A 15,026-nucleotide genomic window follows, 5' to 3' on the forward strand; every position below is an offset into this window, starting at 1 on the left:
AATGAACACCCTTTCCGTCATGACGGTCGCCCTGTCGCCGGCACCCATTCTCGCCGCGCCGACCGACGAGGCGTTCCGGGCAGGGATCAAGGCCTGGTTCGCGCAGGAGCTGCCGCGGCTGGCGGGCGCCCGCTATGGCACCGCCGAGATGCAGCGCCTCGCCTTCCGCCGCGAATGGGAGGACCATCTCTGCCGGGCCGGTCTCTCCGGCCTCGGCTGGTCGGAAGCCGTCGGCGGCCGGCCGCTCTCGCTGACGCGGCAGGCGATCTATCATCAGGAATATGCCCGCGCCAAAGCGCCGCTTGCGGTCAATCTGATCGGCCATGGCATCGTCGGCCCGACCCTGATCGCCTTCGGCTCGCAGGAGCAGAAGGACCGCTTCATCCCGAAGCTCCTCGGCAATGAGGAGATCTGGTGCCAGGGCTATTCGGAGCCGAACTCCGGCTCCGACCTCGCCTCGCTGGCGACGCGGGCGGAGCGCCGCGGCGACGTCTACGTGCTCAACGGCCAGAAGATCTGGACGAGCTTCTCGCATCTCGGCGACTGGTGCTTCCTGCTCGCCCGGACCTCGAGCGAAGGCCCGCGCCAGCGCGGCATCTCGGTCTTCCTCGTCGACATGCGCCTGCCGGGCATCCGCGTGCGGCCGATCCGCCAGATCACCGGCGAGGCTGACTATGGCGAGGTCTTCCTCGACGAGGTCGAGGTGCCGGTCGCGTGTCGGCTCGGCGAGGAGAATGCTGGCTGGGGCATCGCCATGGCTGCCGCGAATTTCGAGCGCGGGACCTATTTCATCCCGCGCATCGTGCGGCTCCAGACCGAGCTCGAGGATCTGGTGCGGCTGGCCGCTACGACTCCGCGGGACGGGCGGCCGGCGATCCACGATCCGCTGATCCGCGACGCGATCGCGCGCCTGTTCTGCGATGCTCACGCGCTGCGGCTGCATGCCGATCGCATGCTGAAGCAGGCGGAGGAGGGTGTGCCGCCGGGGGTCGAGGGCTCGGCCGTGAAGCTGCTCTGGAGCGAGACGCATCAGCGCCTCTTCGACCTCGCCATGGACATCATGGGCCCGGCCTTCCAGTACGGACCGCAGGAGAAGGCGGCACCGGCCGAGGGCCTGTGGCATCGCGACTACCTCTGGACCCGTGCCGAGACCATCCTCGCCGGCACCTCCGAAATCCAGCGCAACATCATTGCCGAACGTGGCCTGGAGCTGCCCCGATGACACAGGGCGTTTCAACAGCCTATTCCGACCAGATGCTGCGCGACGCTGCGGCACGCACGCTCGCCGAGGCCGCTCCAAATGCGGCTCTGGCGCAGGGCGCCGATGCCTCCGCGGCCTTCGTCGAGAGCCATTGGCGGCTCGCGGCCGAAATGGGCTGGACCGGCATCGCGGTGCCCGACAGCCATGGCGGCCTCGGGCTCGGCCTCGCCGAGGCTGCGGATATCGTCGAAGAGATGGGCGCGCATTTGTTTTGCGGCCCCTATGCGCTTTCCGCAGTGTTCCTGCCCGCGCTCGCGCCGCATTTCGGCGCGGTCGGCGACACGCTCCTGCGCGCGCTGGCGGAAGGCTCGGTGCAGCTCGGGCTGGCGACTGCCGAGGCCCAGCCCCTCTCCGACGGACGATCGCTCCTGCCATTGGTCGAGCATGCGACCGGCGCGAGCCATATCCTTCGCCTTGAGCCCGGGGAGGCGGGTCAGTGTTTCGTCCTCTATCGCACGGCCGGGGCGACGAGCCAGACGCTTCAGCCGATGGACCCGACCACGCCGATCGCATCCGTCGTATTGGCGCCGGATGCCGAGATAGCGCGGGCGCGCTGTGGCCATGGCGAAGCCGAGCGGCTCCTGCTGCCGATCCATATCCTGACGGCGGTCGAGCTGGTCGGCATCGCCAGGGCCGCGCTCGAACGGGCCGTGGCGCATGTCAGGCAGCGCAAGCAGTTCGGCGAGGTGATCGGGCGCTTCCAGGCGATCAAGCATCGGCTCGCCGACGGCTTCACGCTGCTCTCGCATGCGCGGCTCGCGGTCTGCGATGCGGTGCAGCGGCCGGGCGATCTCGACGCGGCGCAGATCGCCCGCGTCATCGCCGCCGACGCCGCGATGAAGATCACGGCGGACTGCATCCAGCTGCATGGCGGCATGGGGTTCTCATGGGAGACCGACGCGCATTTCTATCTCAAGCGCGCGCGCCGGCTGCATGCCAGCTTCGGCGGCACCGCGGCGCTGCGCAAGCGCGCCGGCGACCGCTTCATCGAGAGCCTTCTGACGACGGATTGCGACGGGCTCAGCAAAGCCGACGCGGATAGAGAAGAGGTAGTCTAGTGTCGCTGAACCAGGTGAAACCCGCGCAGGCGGAGGCGGAAAGCGCCCCGGCGGTTCCCTATTACTGGAAGGCCGTCGACTGGGATGGGCTGATGCGGGACTACCCGCCGCCGCCGCATTTCGCGCAGACGACCGGCAAGATGTCCGACCAGGAGCTGAATGCGCTGCAGAACGCCCGCTTCCTGGCGCGCATGGAAGATGCCTGGCGCACGCCGTTCTATGACAAGCGCTGGCGCGCGGCGGGACTCGAGCCCGGCGATATCCGAGGCCTCGACGACATCGAGAAGCTGCCGACCTTCACCAGCGACGACCTCAAGGAGGCGATCGCGGCCGCGCCGCCCTTCGGCAGCCACCAGCCGGTGACCGCCGAGGACCTGGCGAGCACGCCCTTCAAGGTCCATACCTCGGGCGGCACCACCGGCTTCCCGCGCCTGACCCTGTTCGATCCGGTCGCGCTCGAAGTGCAGGCGATCCAGACGGCGCGCGCACTCTGGGCGCAAGGGACGCGCCCCGGCGACGCCGTGCAGATCACCTACACGCTGGCGATGGCCAATGCCGGGTATTGCGGGCTCTATGCCTGCCTGCACTGGCTCGGCGCCATGCCGGTCACCACCGGCTCGGGCGTGGTGACGCCGAGCGAGCGCCAGCTCGAATACGCGCTCAAGATCGGCACGACCGCCTGGTATGGCCGCGCCGAGTATCTGGCGCGCCTCGTCCAGGTGGCGAACGAGACAGGCTTCGACCTGCGGTCGCTCAAGACGAAGCGGCTGCATTCCTTCCTTGGTCCCGATGTCGACGGCCATCTGCGCGCCCAGCTCGAGGAAGCCTGGGGCTGCCCGGTCTACGACAATTACGGTACCCACGAGATCGGCCAGATCGCCTTCGAATGCGAAGCGCAGGACGGCAAGCATATCAGCGAGGACACGGTCTATCTCGAGACCGCCGATGTCGAGACCGGCGCGGTGCTGCCGGCCGGCGAGCGCGGCAATCTCGTCGTGACCAGCCTGCATCGCAGCACGCCGCCGATCATCCGCTACGATTTGCGCGACCTGCTCGTCGCCTATGAGCGCTCGGAGTGCTCCTGCGGCCTGTGCACGCGCAAGCTCTCGATGTTCCTCGGGCGCAGCGACGAGATGGTGAAGCTGCGCGGCACCAATGTCTATCCGATGGCCTGCCAGAGCGCCGTCACCGCCGATCCGCGCGCGACCGGCGAGTTCCTCTGTGTCGTCGCCTATTCGGGCGAGGGGCTGTCGCGCCGCGAGTCGATGACGGTGCGGGTCGAGAAGAAGTCGGACGAGATCGACGATGCGGTATTCGCGGCTGAGATGGAGGCTGCGCTGCACCGCGATCTGAGCGTGCGGGTCGCGGTGGAGATCGTTCCGCCGGGGAGCCTGCTGCCGCTCACCCAGGTCGGCAGCACGGGCAAATCCCGGCGCCTGCTCGATCTGCGCCAGTCAGGAAAGTGACGATGACGAAGACGATCACCCTCGCGAAAGCGCTGGCCGCGGTCGCGCCCGGCAGCTCCGTGGCGTTCGGCGGTGGCGGTATCCAGCGCAAGCCGATGGCGGCGGCGCGGGCGCTGGCCGCGGCGGATGTCGGCGATCTCACGGTCGTCGCCATGCTCGGCGGCCCGGATGTCGACCTCCTGATCGGGGCCGGCAAGGTCCGTGAATTGCAGTTCGCCTTCGTCGGCTTCGATGCCTTCGGGCTCGCGCCGCATTTCCGCAAGGCGCGCGAGTCCGGCAACATCAGCGTCGTCGAATACTCGGAGGCGACGATCATCGCCGCCTTCGAGGCCGGCGCCAAGAACCTGCCCTTCCTGCCGACGCGCTTCGGGCTCGACACCGACATCCTGACGACGCCGACGGCGCCGTTCCGCAAGATCGCCTGCCCGTTCAGCGGCGAGGAATTGCTGGCGGTGCCCGCGCTGCGGCCGGACGTCGCCTTCGTCCATGCCAATATCGCCGACCGCCACGGCAATGCGGTGATCATCGGCGACGGCTATGCCGACCCGCTCCTCGTCCAGGCGGCGAAGACCGTCTTCGTCACGGCCGAGAGGATCGTCAACGAGCTGCCTGGCGATGCCGCGACCGCCGGCGGCACCTTCCTGTCCCGGCTCTGGATCGACGGCGTGATCGAGGCGCCGCATGGCGCCGGCATGACGGCGCTCTACCCGGACTACCGCTTCGACCTGCCGGCGGTGCTGGAATACCAGAAACGCGCGACCGATTCCGAATGGTTTTCCGCATGGATTCGGGAGCAGTGATGATGACCGACTACACGCTCGAAGAGCTCCTGATCAGCCGTATGGCCAGGGAGTTCCGTGGCAACGCCATCGGTGTCGGCGCGACGATCCTGTCGGATCTCTCGGCGCGCCTGGCCAAGGCGCTGCATGTCCCGGACCTCTTCCTGACCACGGGCTCGCGCGCCGCTGCCGATTGCGATGTGCACGCCAAGGCGCTGGTCGACGAGTGGACGCTGGCCGCCTCGGGCCGGATGAATCTGAGCTGGCAGGAGATGTTCCAACTCATCGCCCACGGCAAGCTGCAGATCTGGATCGGCACGGTCCAGCTCGACCAGTACGGCGCTTCCAACATCTCGGTGATCGGCCCCTGGGCCAAGCCGAAGGCGCAGCTCGTCGGTGCGCGCGGCGTTCCCGACGATCTCTGGGGCTGCGAGACGCTCTGCTACCACATCCGCCGGCACAATCCGCGCACGATCGTCGCCAAGGTCGATTTCGTCTGCGGCCGTGGCAATGAGGATGGCGGCGGTCAGGCGCGCCCGGTGCGACGCGCCAAGCCAGGCCTCGTCGTCACCGATCTCGGCGTCTTCGATTTCGAGGGGCCGGGCGGCTCGATGCGCGTCGTCTCCTTGCATCCCGGCATCACGCTGGAGCGCGTGCAGGAGAAGACCGGCTTCGTCGTCCATGCCGAGGGTGAGATCCCGCTGACGCCGGTGCCCACTGCCGAGGAATTGCGGCTGATCCGCGAGGTGATCGACCCGAACGGGCTCCGGCGGCTTGAGTCCAGCGAGGGTGGCGACGAGCTGCTGATGGACATCTGGCAGCGCGAAACCGGCGCGCCGGTTGAGGGGAGGGCGTGATGCGCCGGGCTGTCATCGCTTCCTTCGCACGTACGCCGATGGGGCGTGCCTATCGCGGCGCCTTCAACAACACCCATGCGGCGAGCCTCGCCGGCCACGTCGTCGCCGAGGCGGTCGCACGGGCCAAGGTCGATCCGGCGCTGATCGAGGACGTGATCCTCGGCTGCGCCATGCAGGAGGGCGCCTCAGGCTACAACATCGCCCGCCAGGCGGTGCTGCGGGCCGGGCTGCCGGTCACCACGGCCGGCGCGACCATCAACCGCTTCTGCTCGTCCGGCCTGCAGGCGATCGCCATGGCGGTCGACAGCGTCGTCAGCCACGGCGCGCAGGCGGTTGTGGCGGGCGGCGTCGAGACCATCAGCCTGGTGCAGAACGAGCACAAGAACACCTATCGCTTCCACGACGAATGGCTGAAGGCGAACCGGCCCGATGTCTACATGCCGATGCTCGACACCGCCGAGGTGGTGGCGAAGCGCTATGGCATCGGCCGGGACGAGCAGGATGCCTATGCCCTGGAAAGCCAGCGCCGAACGGCCGCGGCTCAGGAGGCCGGCCGCTTCGACGCCGAGATTGCGCCGATGGACAGCACCAAGCTCAACACCGACAAGGCGACGGGGGTGGCGAGCGAGGAGGCTGTGCGCCTTGGCCGCGACGAGGGCAATCGCCCCGACACCAACGCCGCCGGCCTGGCCAAGCTCGAGCCGATCCGCCAGGGCGGCACCGTCACCGCCGGCAATGCCAGCCAGCTTTCGGATGGCGCCGCCGCCTGCGTGGTGATGGAGGAAAAGCTCGCCGAGAGGCTCGGCCTGTCGCCGCTCGGCGCGCTCTCGCATTTCACTGTGGCCGGCTGCGAGCCTGACGAGATGGGAGTCGGCCCGGTCTTCGCAGTGCCGCGCCTGCTGTCGCGGGCGGGGCTCTCGATCGGCGATATCGACCTCTGGGAGCTCAACGAGGCCTTCGCCGTGCAAGTGCTCTACTGCCGCGACAAGCTCGGCCTGCCGGCCGACCGGCTCAACGTCGATGGCGGCGCGATCGCCGTCGGCCATCCCTATGGGATGTCGGGCGCGCGCATGCTGGGGCATGCCCTGTTCGAGGGCCGCCGCCGTGGCGCCAGGCGCGCGGTCGCGACGATGTGTGTCGGCAGCGGCATGGGCGCAGCCGGCCTGATCGAGGTCTTTTGATCCACATCGTGGATGTTGTGCCTGCGCCTTTGCCTTTCAACGGCAAGGGCGCTTACAGTTAAAGCGACGCTAACGATAATAAATTCCATATAATGGAATTATAGGCAAGCCAGCCGGGTCACACCCTGCGAAGGAGGAAAGCATGGCGACCGTTCGCTCCCTATTCACGACCGCCGCCGCTATGGCGAGCGTATTCCTGTCGGCCGGCGCAGTTCAGGCGCAGACACCGAGCTATGAGCAGATTCTCGAAGGCGCCCGCAAGGAGGGCCGGCTCTTCGTCGCGGTCAGCAGCCCCGGCACGCCGCAGGCCCATGCCGCGATCGCCAAGGCCTTCAACGAGCGCTTCGGCCTCAACATCAGCGTGGAATGGAACGCGGCGAACCCGGTCCAGACCGGCACCAAGCTGATCGCCGAGCGCGGCCGTGCCAGCGGCTCGGTCGACGTGGTCGGCGCCGGCGGGGCGCAGGAAGCCTCGGTGCTGTTCGAACGGCAGCTTCTCAAGCCCTATCCCTGGGCGCAGGTGTTCGGAAAGCAGTTCCCGCAGATCGAGGAGGTCGCCAACCGGGTGATGAAGGACCTGCGCGGCGCGGCGCTGCCGATCCTCGACGCGACCTATGGCATCGGCTGGAATCCGAAGCTGATCAAGGACGAGGACGTGCCCAACACCTGGGCCGAACTCTTGAAGAGCGAATGGCGCGGGCGCGTCGCGATCAACGCCTTCTCGCTCAATCCGCTCGACTATTATTCCTTCGCGCTCGGCAAGGACGAGACGCTGAAGATGGCCAAGGCCACGCTCGACAACAAGCCGGTACTGGAGCGCGGCACGGCGGCGGCGACGCGGGCGATCTCGGTCGGCCAGGCGCCGGTCGGCCTCTCGGCCTTCCACATCGCCGGCCGCAGCGAGGGCGTGAAGTTCAAGCTGTTCAGCGACTTCATCCCGCTGAACAACCTCTACATCTACGTCCCTGAAAGCGCGCCGAACCCCAACGCCGCGCGCCTGTTCGCGGCCTGGCTGACGACCGAGGGGATCAGCGTCGCCAACGCCCAGGAGCCGCTGCCGCGCGCCGGCGACAAGGGATCGCCGCTCGCCGAGATGATCGCCGAGCGGGTCAAGGCCGGCGCCAAGATCCTGACCGAGAACTCGCTCGAGGACACCAAGCAGGCGCTCTCGGTGCGCAGCGCGATCGCCGATCTGATGACCCGCTGAGCGCGACCGCCGAACGGGGAGGGGAGCAGGGCCCCTCCCGAGCAAGACCTACGGACGGAAAGCCGGAAACCCCGATGCTGTTGATCGAGAACCTCGTGAAATCCTATCCGGGACAGCATGGCCAGGACGCCATGCTCGCCCTCAGGGGTGTCTCCTTCAAGGTCGAGGAGGGCTCGTTCTTCACGCTGCTCGGGCCCTCCGGCTGCGGCAAGACCACCACGCTGCAGTGCATCGCCGGCCTGGAGAACCCGGATTCCGGCGTGATCCAGATGGGCGACAGGGCGGTCTTCTCATCGCGCGAGAACCTGCTCATCCCGGCCAATCGGCGCGAGCTCGGCATGGTTTTCCAGTCCTATGCGATCTGGCCGCATATGAGCGTGTTCGACAATGTCGCTTTCCCGCTGGTCTACGGCGTCAAGCGCGCGCCGAGCCATGAGGTCAGGCCGCGCGTATTGAAGGCGCTGGAGATGGTCGAGCTCGCCCATCTCGCCGACCGCCCTGCGCCGCTGCTCTCTGGCGGCCAGCAGCAGCGTGTCGCGCTCGCCCGCGCGCTGGTGCACGAACCGCGCCTGCTCCTGCTCGACGAGCCGCTCAGCAATCTCGATGCCAAGCTGCGCGACACGATGCGCACCGAGATCCGCAATCTCGTCAAATCGCTGGGCATCACCACGCTCTTCGTCACGCATGACCAGGTCGAGGCGATCGGCATGTCCGATCAGATCGTGCTGATGAAAGCGGGCAGGATCGTCCAGCAGGGGGCACCGCGCGACATCTATCTGCGGCCCAACAGCGTCTTCACCGCAGATTTCATGGGCCGCAGCAATCTCCTGCCCGGCGTGCTCGATACCGGCGGCGCGACGGCGCGGGCCCAGACGGCGATCGGGCCGATCTCGGGCGTCGCCGGTCCTGACCTCGCGCCGGGCGCGCAGGTCATGGTCGTGGTTCGCCCGCAGGCGATCCTCGTCAGATCGGCGACCGAGACGCTCGGCCCCAATCGTTTCAAGGCGCGGGTCGACGCCATGACCTTCCTCGGCGACGTCGTCGAGACCGAGGTCGAGGTGGGTGGCCGCAAGCTGACCCTGATGCTGGATCCCTACACCGCATTGTCGGTCGGGCAGGAGCTCGTGCTCGACCTGCCGCCCGAGCGCTGCGTCATCGTGCCGGCCGACGAGCCGGCGGCTCCCGGGAGCCCGAGATGAGCGGCGGCTCGATCGCCGCCAGCCGCCGCCCGGGCACGGGGCTCGACCAGCAGACGGTCGTGCTCGCCCTCTTGCTCGCGGTCGTCTCCGTCCTCGTCCTCGGCCCGGTGCTGCTGCTGATCCGGGCGTCGCTGGCGCCGTCCGAGGCGATGCCGCTGGAGACGCTCGACTTCACCGTGAAGAACTACGTCCAGCTGCTGCAGAGCCCGCGGACGCTGAGCCTGGTCTGGAACACCGCCGTCTACGCGCTGTCGAGCATGGCGATCGGCGTCGCCATCGCGACCGCGATCGCCTGGTGCACCGAGCGCACCGACATGCCCGGCCGCATCCTGGTACGGATCCTGATGTTCGCCTGGATGATGGTGCCGGCACTGGTCGTCGGCTTCGGCTGGATCCTGCTGCTGAATCCCGGCAATGGCGCGCTGAACGTGATGTTCCGCGAGCTCTTCGGCTTCCTGCAGCCGATCCTGACCATCTATTCCTTCTGGTCGCTGATCATCGTCACCTCCTTCGCGGTGGTGCCGACCGCCTTCGTGATGATCAGCGGCCTCTTGCGCAACATGGATCCCAATCTGGAATTGGCCGCGCGCGTCCATGGCGGCGGCTCCTGGGCGACGCTGACGCGGGTGACGCTGCCGTTGCTGACGCCCGGCTTGTTCTCGATCGGCATCTACATGTTCATGGCGGTGGTGCAGGCCTTCGACCTGCCGCTGATCATCGGGCTTTCGGCCGATGTGCCGGTGCTGTCGACGCGCGTCTACCTGCTCTCCTCCCCCGATAACGGCCTGCCGAATTACGGGCTCGCCTCCGCCTTCGGCGTGCTGCTGCTGGTCGTCGCCGGCGGCCTGATGTGGGCCTATATGCGGGCGACGCGGCTCGGCGAGCGTTTCCGCGTCGTCACCGGCAAGGCCTTCCGGCCGAAGCGGATCAGGCTCGGCGGCTGGCGCTTTGCTGCGCTCGGCTTCACCTTCGGCTACTGCGCGGTGATGATGCTGCCCCTGCTGATCCTGCTCTGGGTCAGCCTGCAGCCCTCCTACAGCACGCCCAGCCTCTCGGCGCTCGGCGGCCTGTCCTTCGACATCTATCGTCGCATCCTGACCAACCCGATGATCTCGCGGGCGGTGCTCAACACGATCATCCTCGTCGTGTCGAGCGCGACGATCGTGATGCTGATCTCCTGCCTGATCGGCTGGTTCACGGTCCGCTCGAACAGCCGGGCCGGCAAGATCCTCGACGCGCTGTCCTTCCTGCCGATGGCGATCCCGCCGATCGTGCTCGTGCTGGCGATCCTGCTGCTCTATCTCGACACGCCGCTCTACGGCACGGTCTGGATCCTCGTGCTCGGGCATGTGACGATCTACATCGCCTTCGGCGTCCGCACGATGAGCAGCGCCCTGATCCAGATCCACAAGGAGCTGGGCGATGCGGCGCTGATCAGCGGCGCGAGCTGGCTGACTTCGCTGCGCAAGGTGACCTTCCCGCTGGTCTGGCCGCAGATCCTCAATGGCTGGCTCTGGGTCTTCGCGCATAGCGCTCGCGACCTGACGGTGCCGCTGATGCTGATGTCGACCGGCAATCTCGTCGCGGCCTCGACGCTCTGGAATCTCTGGCAGTTCCCGGACCTGCCGGGCGCGGCGGCCCTGGCGATCCTGCTGATGGCGGCGCTTCTGGTCGTGGTGGTTCCGTCGCAGCTCTATGTCTCGCGCCGATTGGAGCGTTGATGAACGGAGCTCCCGCGCAAATGGCACTGATCTTCGGTCAGCTCGCCGGGCGGAATGCGGCGGCGGGATGAGGCGCGCGGCGGAGAGGATGCTGCCCGGAGGGCAGCCGGGGAAGCGATCTTGCCCTATCTGACCGAGCCGGAACCGGAGCGCGGGCGGGCGACCGATGTCGCGCCAGGCATCAGGCGTATCGTTGCGCCCAATGCCGGCCTGATGACCTATCACGGTACCAACACCTATCTGATCGAGACGGGAGAGGGCGTGGTCGTCCTCGATCCCGGGCCGGACGATGCGGGCCATGTCCAGGCCATCCTCGATGCGACCGAGGGCTGCGTCGCAGCGATCCTGCTCAGCCATAGCCATTCGGATCATCTTGGCGCGGTGGCGGCGTTGAAAGCACGGACAGGGGCCAGAACCTTTGCATTCCACTGCAGTGCCGATCCGGCTTTCCAGCCGGACGTGCCGCTGCGGGATGGCGACATGGTTGCCGGCATGGTCTGCCTGCATACGCCCGGTCACGCCAGCGACCATCTCTGCTTCGCCCGTGCTGACGGCGTCATCTTCAGTGCCGACCATGTCATGACCTGGTCGAGCAGCGTCGTGTCGCCCCCAGGTGGCGACATGGCCGCCTATTTCCGGAGCCTGCGGCGCCTGTTGGCGCGGCAGGACCGGCTGCTGCTGCCGGGGCATGGGCCGCCGCTGTCGGATGCGGCGCCCTATATCCAGGAATTGCTCGACTACCGGATCAAGCGCGAGGAGGCGATCGCCGAAGCCTTGCGCTGTGGCCCGGTCACTCCACGCGAGCTGGTCGACAAGCTCTACTCGCAGACCCACCCCTGGCTGCGCCAGGCGGCCGAACGCAACGTCACTGCCCATCTCCTCAAGCTGCAAGCAGAGGGGCGAGTCGAGCCCCTGGGCAAGGGCTGGATTTCCGTTGAAAAGGTGGGCGCCGACTAGGCTCGATCACCGCCCTTCGGCTGCCTATAGCATCGGACCGAAAAGTGGAATCCACTTTTCGGAAAAATCCGATGCGATAACAAAAGGATAGATCATCGTGATCGCGTCCAATCGGACGCGCGATGATCGAGGGCACGGCAGAATACAGGGCCGACATCCTTCCTGCGAGCTCGCTGCCGTTAAGTCCTTCGGTCTGACCCGACCTGTTCGCATGAGATGCAGCAGGTTGCCGCGCATCAACGCGCGACGATCAGCTCGCACTTGGCCCGCGTGATGAGACGGGTCATCTCCTGGCTGGGCGCCCGATCGGTCACGATCGTGGTCATCTCCTCGAGGTGAGCGAGCTTGCAGGAGGCGACCCGCGCGAACTTGGTGTGATCGACGAGAAGGACACGGCGGCGGGCATTGGCCAGCATCGCCTTGGCCGTCACCACCTCCTCGTCGCGGAATTCCAGCAGCCAGCCGTCGGGATCGATGCCGCCGCAGCTCGTCATCATCACGTCGCAGCGATAGCGGTCGGCGAAGTCGGCCGCCGCCGGGCCGGCCAGGGCCTCGTTGTTCGTCATCCAGGTGCCGCCCGTGACGAGAACCGAAACAGCGGCATTGCGGCCGAGCGTGCGGGCCGCGGTGGTGCTGTTGGTGACCACCCGCAGGCTGCCGCTCGCGGATTTCGCAATGGCCTCGGCAGCGGCCTCCATGGTGGTTCCAGCGGTCAGGAAGAGCGATGAATCCGGAGCGATGAGGTCGGCCGCAGCCCATGCGATGCGCGCTTTCGCTTCCGCGTTCTCGACATGCCGGCGCGCATAATCGGTGTTGGCGGTACTGGACGAGACGCTCGCGCCGCCATGGCGGCGGCGCAGGAGGCCCTTGTCGGCGAGTTCCTGCAAATCGCGCCGGATCGTCTGCGGCGTCACTCCGAAAGCGATGGTGAGCTCGTCGATGCCGGCATAGCCGCGTCGCATCAAGAGGTCGAGAATCCGCTGGTGCCGGGTGTCAGCCTGCATGGTTCGTCACGATTCTCCTGCCGCGAGGCACATAGCAGCGACACTCAAGGCGCCGCGCAAGCCCCGATACGCGAAATCGAATACGCGCTTGCGGAAAACAACAATACATGCCTTCATGAGTTCAATAACGAACATCGGCACCCGCAATTGCGTGCCGCAGGGAGGAGCCGATGACGAGGCTATTCGTCCACATCGCCGCTGGAGCGGCGGCCTGTCCGCGCGAGGACCAGCGATGAGTGCTCCCGACTTCTCGGTCGCCGGCCAGCACGTCCTGATCAGCGGTGGCACCGGTGGGATCGGCATGGCGTTCGCGCATGCCTTCAAGGCGAGTGGTGCCAAGGTCATCCTCACGGACGTCAAGCCGCCGGCGAAGGATGAGGGCTTCGACTTCCACCAGCTCGATGTCCGCGACAGCGAGGCTGTGCTGGCGCTGGCGAAGACGATCGACCGGCTGGACGTCCTGATCCATTGCGCCGGCCGCCTGATCCGGCACGAGGAGTTCAAGCCCGAGGTCTTCGCCGACATCGTCGACATCCACCTCGTCGGCAATATGCGCCTCGCCGAAGCCTTCCGGCCGCACCTCAAGGCGAGCGAAGGCTGCCTCATCAACATCGCTTCGATGTTCTCCTATTTCGGGGCGCCCTACATTCCGGCCTACGCCTCGGCGAAGACCGGTATCGTCGGCCTGACGAAATCGCTGGCGGTCGCCTATGCGGAGGACCGCATCCGGGTGAACGCGATCGCACCGGGTTGGATCAAGACCGAGATCAGCCGGCCGGGACAGGAAGATCCCGAGTTCAATGCCAAGCTGATGCTGCGCCTGCCGACGAAGCGCTGGTCGGCGCCGGAGGAGCTGGCCGGCACGGCCGTGTTCCTGGCTTCGCCGGCCGCCAAGCTCATCAACGGGGTCACCATCCCGGTCGACGGGGGATACGTAGCCTCCTGACGAAACTGCGACGCCCTCGGGCCGGGAGCGTCGAGACGACATCGGAAACCGCCTCGAAAAACGGGGCTAGTTGAAGGGGAGAAGACGCATGAGGAAGCTCGGCTTCATCGGCGGCGCGTTCGTCGCCACGGCTCTCGCGACAGCACCGGCATCGGCACAAGGCTTCGACTGGAAGTCCCAATCCGGCCAGACCATCAACCTGATGTTCAACAACCATCCCTGGTCGCAGGCCATGCGCGAGATGGTGAAGGACTTCCAGGCCAAGACCGGGATCGACGCGCGCATCGAGATCTTCAATGAAGAACAGTATCGCGCCCGCCTGACGACGCTGATGCAAGGCAAGTCGCCCGATGTCGACGTCTTCATGACCCTGACGAGCCGCGAGGGCGCGATCTTCAACCGGGCAGGCTGGTACGCCGACCTCGCCGCGATGATGAAGGACAAGGCCAAGACCGCGCCCGACTACGACTACGAGGATTTCGGCGCCTCGATCCGGACCGCCTCGACCTTCGGCGACAAGGTCGTGGCCGTCCCGATCAACCAGGAAGGCCCGCTCTTCTACTGGCGCAAGGACGTCTTCGAGAAGTGCAAGATCGCCGAGCCGAAAGCCCTCGAGGACATCATTCCGGCTGCCGCCGCGATCAAGGCTTGCGATGCCAGCATCACGCCCTGGACGGGGCGCGGCATCCGGAGCGTGACGCCCTATGCGATGGCGGGCTTCATCTTCAATGCAGGTGGTTCCTTCGCGACCCCGGACGGCAAGCCCGGCCTGTCGCAACCGAATTCCGTCAAGGGCCTCGAGATGTACGCGACCCTGATGCGCGACTACGCGCCGCCGGGTGCGCTGAACCACACTTTCACGCAGGTCACGCAGCTCATCGGCCAGGGCAAGGCCGCGATGACGCATGAGGCGAGCAACGAGTTCGCCAACATCATGAAGTTCCCGGGCCGGGCCGAGGATCTCGGCATCAAGGTGCTGCCGCCCGGCAAGGAGAGCGGCGTCTCCAAGCCGGTCGCCATCGGCTGGGGCATCACCGTCTCGGCCAATTCCCGCAAGCAGCAGGCCGCCTGGCTGTTCGCGCAATGGGCAACGAGCCGCGATGTCCAGGCCAAGCTCGTCACGGCCGGCGTCGCGCCGCCCCGCGCCAGCGTGTTCCGCGGGGCCGACTTCGACGCGTGGGTGAAGGAGCAGCCGGTCCGCAAGGCCTGGGCAGAGGCCCTGGTCGAGCTCGGCAAGACCGGCATCGGCGTCTACCAGTCTCCGACCGACGACGTGCCGAAGGCGCGCGACATCATCGGCGGCGCGATGCAGGAGATCGTGCAGGGCAAGGCGACCCCGCTCGAGGCCGCCAAGGCGGCCGACGCCGAACTGGCGAAGCTCCAGTAGCCG

At 67.2% G+C, this 15,026-nt stretch carries 13 protein-coding genes; 12 read left to right on the forward strand and 1 reads right to left on the reverse strand.

The window, feature by feature from the left end:
* Window position 1: 1 nt before the first annotated feature.
* The 10 genes from AC3WLC_RS04410 (at window position 2) to AC3WLC_RS04455 (ending at window position 11,686) form a co-directional block, all read left to right on the forward strand.
* Window positions 2–1,222: an acyl-CoA dehydrogenase family protein gene (locus tag AC3WLC_RS04410; RefSeq protein ID WP_493682719.1), complete on the forward strand. Its 1,221-nt coding sequence runs from the start codon at window positions 2–4 to the stop codon at window positions 1,220–1,222.
* Window positions 1,219–2,319 carry an acyl-CoA dehydrogenase family protein gene (locus AC3WLC_RS04415; protein ID WP_493682720.1) on the forward strand — a complete coding sequence of 367 codons (1,101 nt, stop codon included), beginning with the start codon at window positions 1,219–1,221 and terminating at the stop codon, window positions 2,317–2,319. The genes AC3WLC_RS04410 and AC3WLC_RS04415 overlap by 4 nt, the downstream gene beginning before the upstream one ends.
* Complete coding sequence (locus tag AC3WLC_RS04420; protein WP_493682721.1) at window positions 2,319–3,785, forward strand: phenylacetate--CoA ligase family protein; 1,467 nt, start codon at window positions 2,319–2,321, stop codon at window positions 3,783–3,785. Before AC3WLC_RS04415 ends, AC3WLC_RS04420 begins: the two co-directional genes overlap by 1 nt.
* A gap of 2 nt (window positions 3,786–3,787) precedes the next feature.
* Window positions 3,788–4,585: a CoA transferase subunit A gene (locus AC3WLC_RS04425; protein WP_493682722.1), complete on the forward strand. Its 798-nt coding sequence runs from the start codon at window positions 3,788–3,790 to the stop codon at window positions 4,583–4,585.
* 2 nt (window positions 4,586–4,587) lie between these two features.
* Window positions 4,588–5,421 carry a CoA-transferase gene (locus tag AC3WLC_RS04430; protein ID WP_493682723.1) on the forward strand — a complete coding sequence of 278 codons (834 nt, stop codon included), beginning with the start codon at window positions 4,588–4,590 and terminating at the stop codon, window positions 5,419–5,421.
* The gene (locus tag AC3WLC_RS04435) at window positions 5,421–6,602 is read left to right on the forward strand and encodes an acetyl-CoA C-acyltransferase (protein ID WP_493682724.1); all 1,182 of its coding nucleotides are present in this window, start codon (window positions 5,421–5,423) and stop codon (window positions 6,600–6,602) included. The genes AC3WLC_RS04430 and AC3WLC_RS04435 overlap by 1 nt, the downstream gene beginning before the upstream one ends.
* Before the next feature lie 142 nt (window positions 6,603–6,744).
* Entirely contained in the window at window positions 6,745–7,809 is a 1,065-nt protein-coding gene (locus tag AC3WLC_RS04440) for an ABC transporter substrate-binding protein (RefSeq protein ID WP_493682725.1), read from the forward strand.
* A gap of 74 nt (window positions 7,810–7,883) precedes the next feature.
* A complete protein-coding gene (locus AC3WLC_RS04445) occupies window positions 7,884–9,008 on the forward strand; it encodes an ABC transporter ATP-binding protein (protein ID WP_493682726.1) in 1,125 nt (374 codons plus the stop codon).
* Window positions 9,005–10,729, forward strand: coding sequence for an ABC transporter permease (locus tag AC3WLC_RS04450; RefSeq protein WP_493682727.1), 1,725 nt, complete (start codon window positions 9,005–9,007; stop codon window positions 10,727–10,729). Before AC3WLC_RS04445 ends, AC3WLC_RS04450 begins: the two co-directional genes overlap by 4 nt.
* Window positions 10,730–10,849: 120 nt before the next feature.
* Window positions 10,850–11,686 carry an MBL fold metallo-hydrolase gene (locus AC3WLC_RS04455; RefSeq protein WP_493682728.1) on the forward strand — a complete coding sequence of 279 codons (837 nt, stop codon included), beginning with the start codon at window positions 10,850–10,852 and terminating at the stop codon, window positions 11,684–11,686.
* Window positions 11,687–11,922: 236 nt separating this feature from the next.
* On the opposite strand, the gene AC3WLC_RS04460 is transcribed toward AC3WLC_RS04455, so the two are convergent.
* Entirely contained in the window at window positions 11,923–12,690 is a 768-nt protein-coding gene (locus AC3WLC_RS04460; protein ID WP_493682729.1) for a DeoR/GlpR family DNA-binding transcription regulator, read from the reverse strand.
* 232 nt (window positions 12,691–12,922) lie between these two features.
* Between AC3WLC_RS04460 and AC3WLC_RS04465 the strand changes: the two genes are divergently transcribed.
* Window positions 12,923–13,636: an SDR family NAD(P)-dependent oxidoreductase gene (locus AC3WLC_RS04465; RefSeq protein WP_493682730.1), complete on the forward strand. Its 714-nt coding sequence runs from the start codon at window positions 12,923–12,925 to the stop codon at window positions 13,634–13,636.
* 88 nt (window positions 13,637–13,724) lie between these two features.
* Window positions 13,725–15,023, forward strand: a complete 1,299-nt coding sequence (locus AC3WLC_RS04470; protein ID WP_493682731.1) for an ABC transporter substrate-binding protein — start codon at window positions 13,725–13,727, stop codon at window positions 15,021–15,023.
* Window positions 15,024–15,026 lie beyond the last annotated feature (3 nt).

The organism is Allobosea sp. GW821-FHT03A12 (assembly GCF_058986765.1).

Coding starts and splice junctions, on each gene's coding strand:
- AC3WLC_RS04470 (WP_493682731.1), top strand. CDS start 13,725: ATGAGGAAGCTCGGCTTCATCGGCGGCGCGTTCGTCGCCACGGCTCTC.
- AC3WLC_RS04460 (WP_493682729.1), bottom strand. CDS start 12,690: ATGCAGGCTGACACCCGGCACCAGCGGATTCTCGACCTCTTGATGCGA.
- AC3WLC_RS04435 (WP_493682724.1), top strand. CDS start 5,421: ATGCGCCGGGCTGTCATCGCTTCCTTCGCACGTACGCCGATGGGGCGT.
- AC3WLC_RS04430 (WP_493682723.1), top strand. CDS start 4,588: ATGACCGACTACACGCTCGAAGAGCTCCTGATCAGCCGTATGGCCAGG.
- AC3WLC_RS04425 (WP_493682722.1), top strand. CDS start 3,788: ATGACGAAGACGATCACCCTCGCGAAAGCGCTGGCCGCGGTCGCGCCC.
- AC3WLC_RS04415 (WP_493682720.1), top strand. CDS start 1,219: ATGACACAGGGCGTTTCAACAGCCTATTCCGACCAGATGCTGCGCGAC.
- AC3WLC_RS04410 (WP_493682719.1), top strand. CDS start 2: ATGAACACCCTTTCCGTCATGACGGTCGCCCTGTCGCCGGCACCCATT.
- AC3WLC_RS04450 (WP_493682727.1), top strand. CDS start 9,005: ATGAGCGGCGGCTCGATCGCCGCCAGCCGCCGCCCGGGCACGGGGCTC.
- AC3WLC_RS04465 (WP_493682730.1), top strand. CDS start 12,923: ATGAGTGCTCCCGACTTCTCGGTCGCCGGCCAGCACGTCCTGATCAGC.
- AC3WLC_RS04445 (WP_493682726.1), top strand. CDS start 7,884: ATGCTGTTGATCGAGAACCTCGTGAAATCCTATCCGGGACAGCATGGC.
- AC3WLC_RS04440 (WP_493682725.1), top strand. CDS start 6,745: ATGGCGACCGTTCGCTCCCTATTCACGACCGCCGCCGCTATGGCGAGC.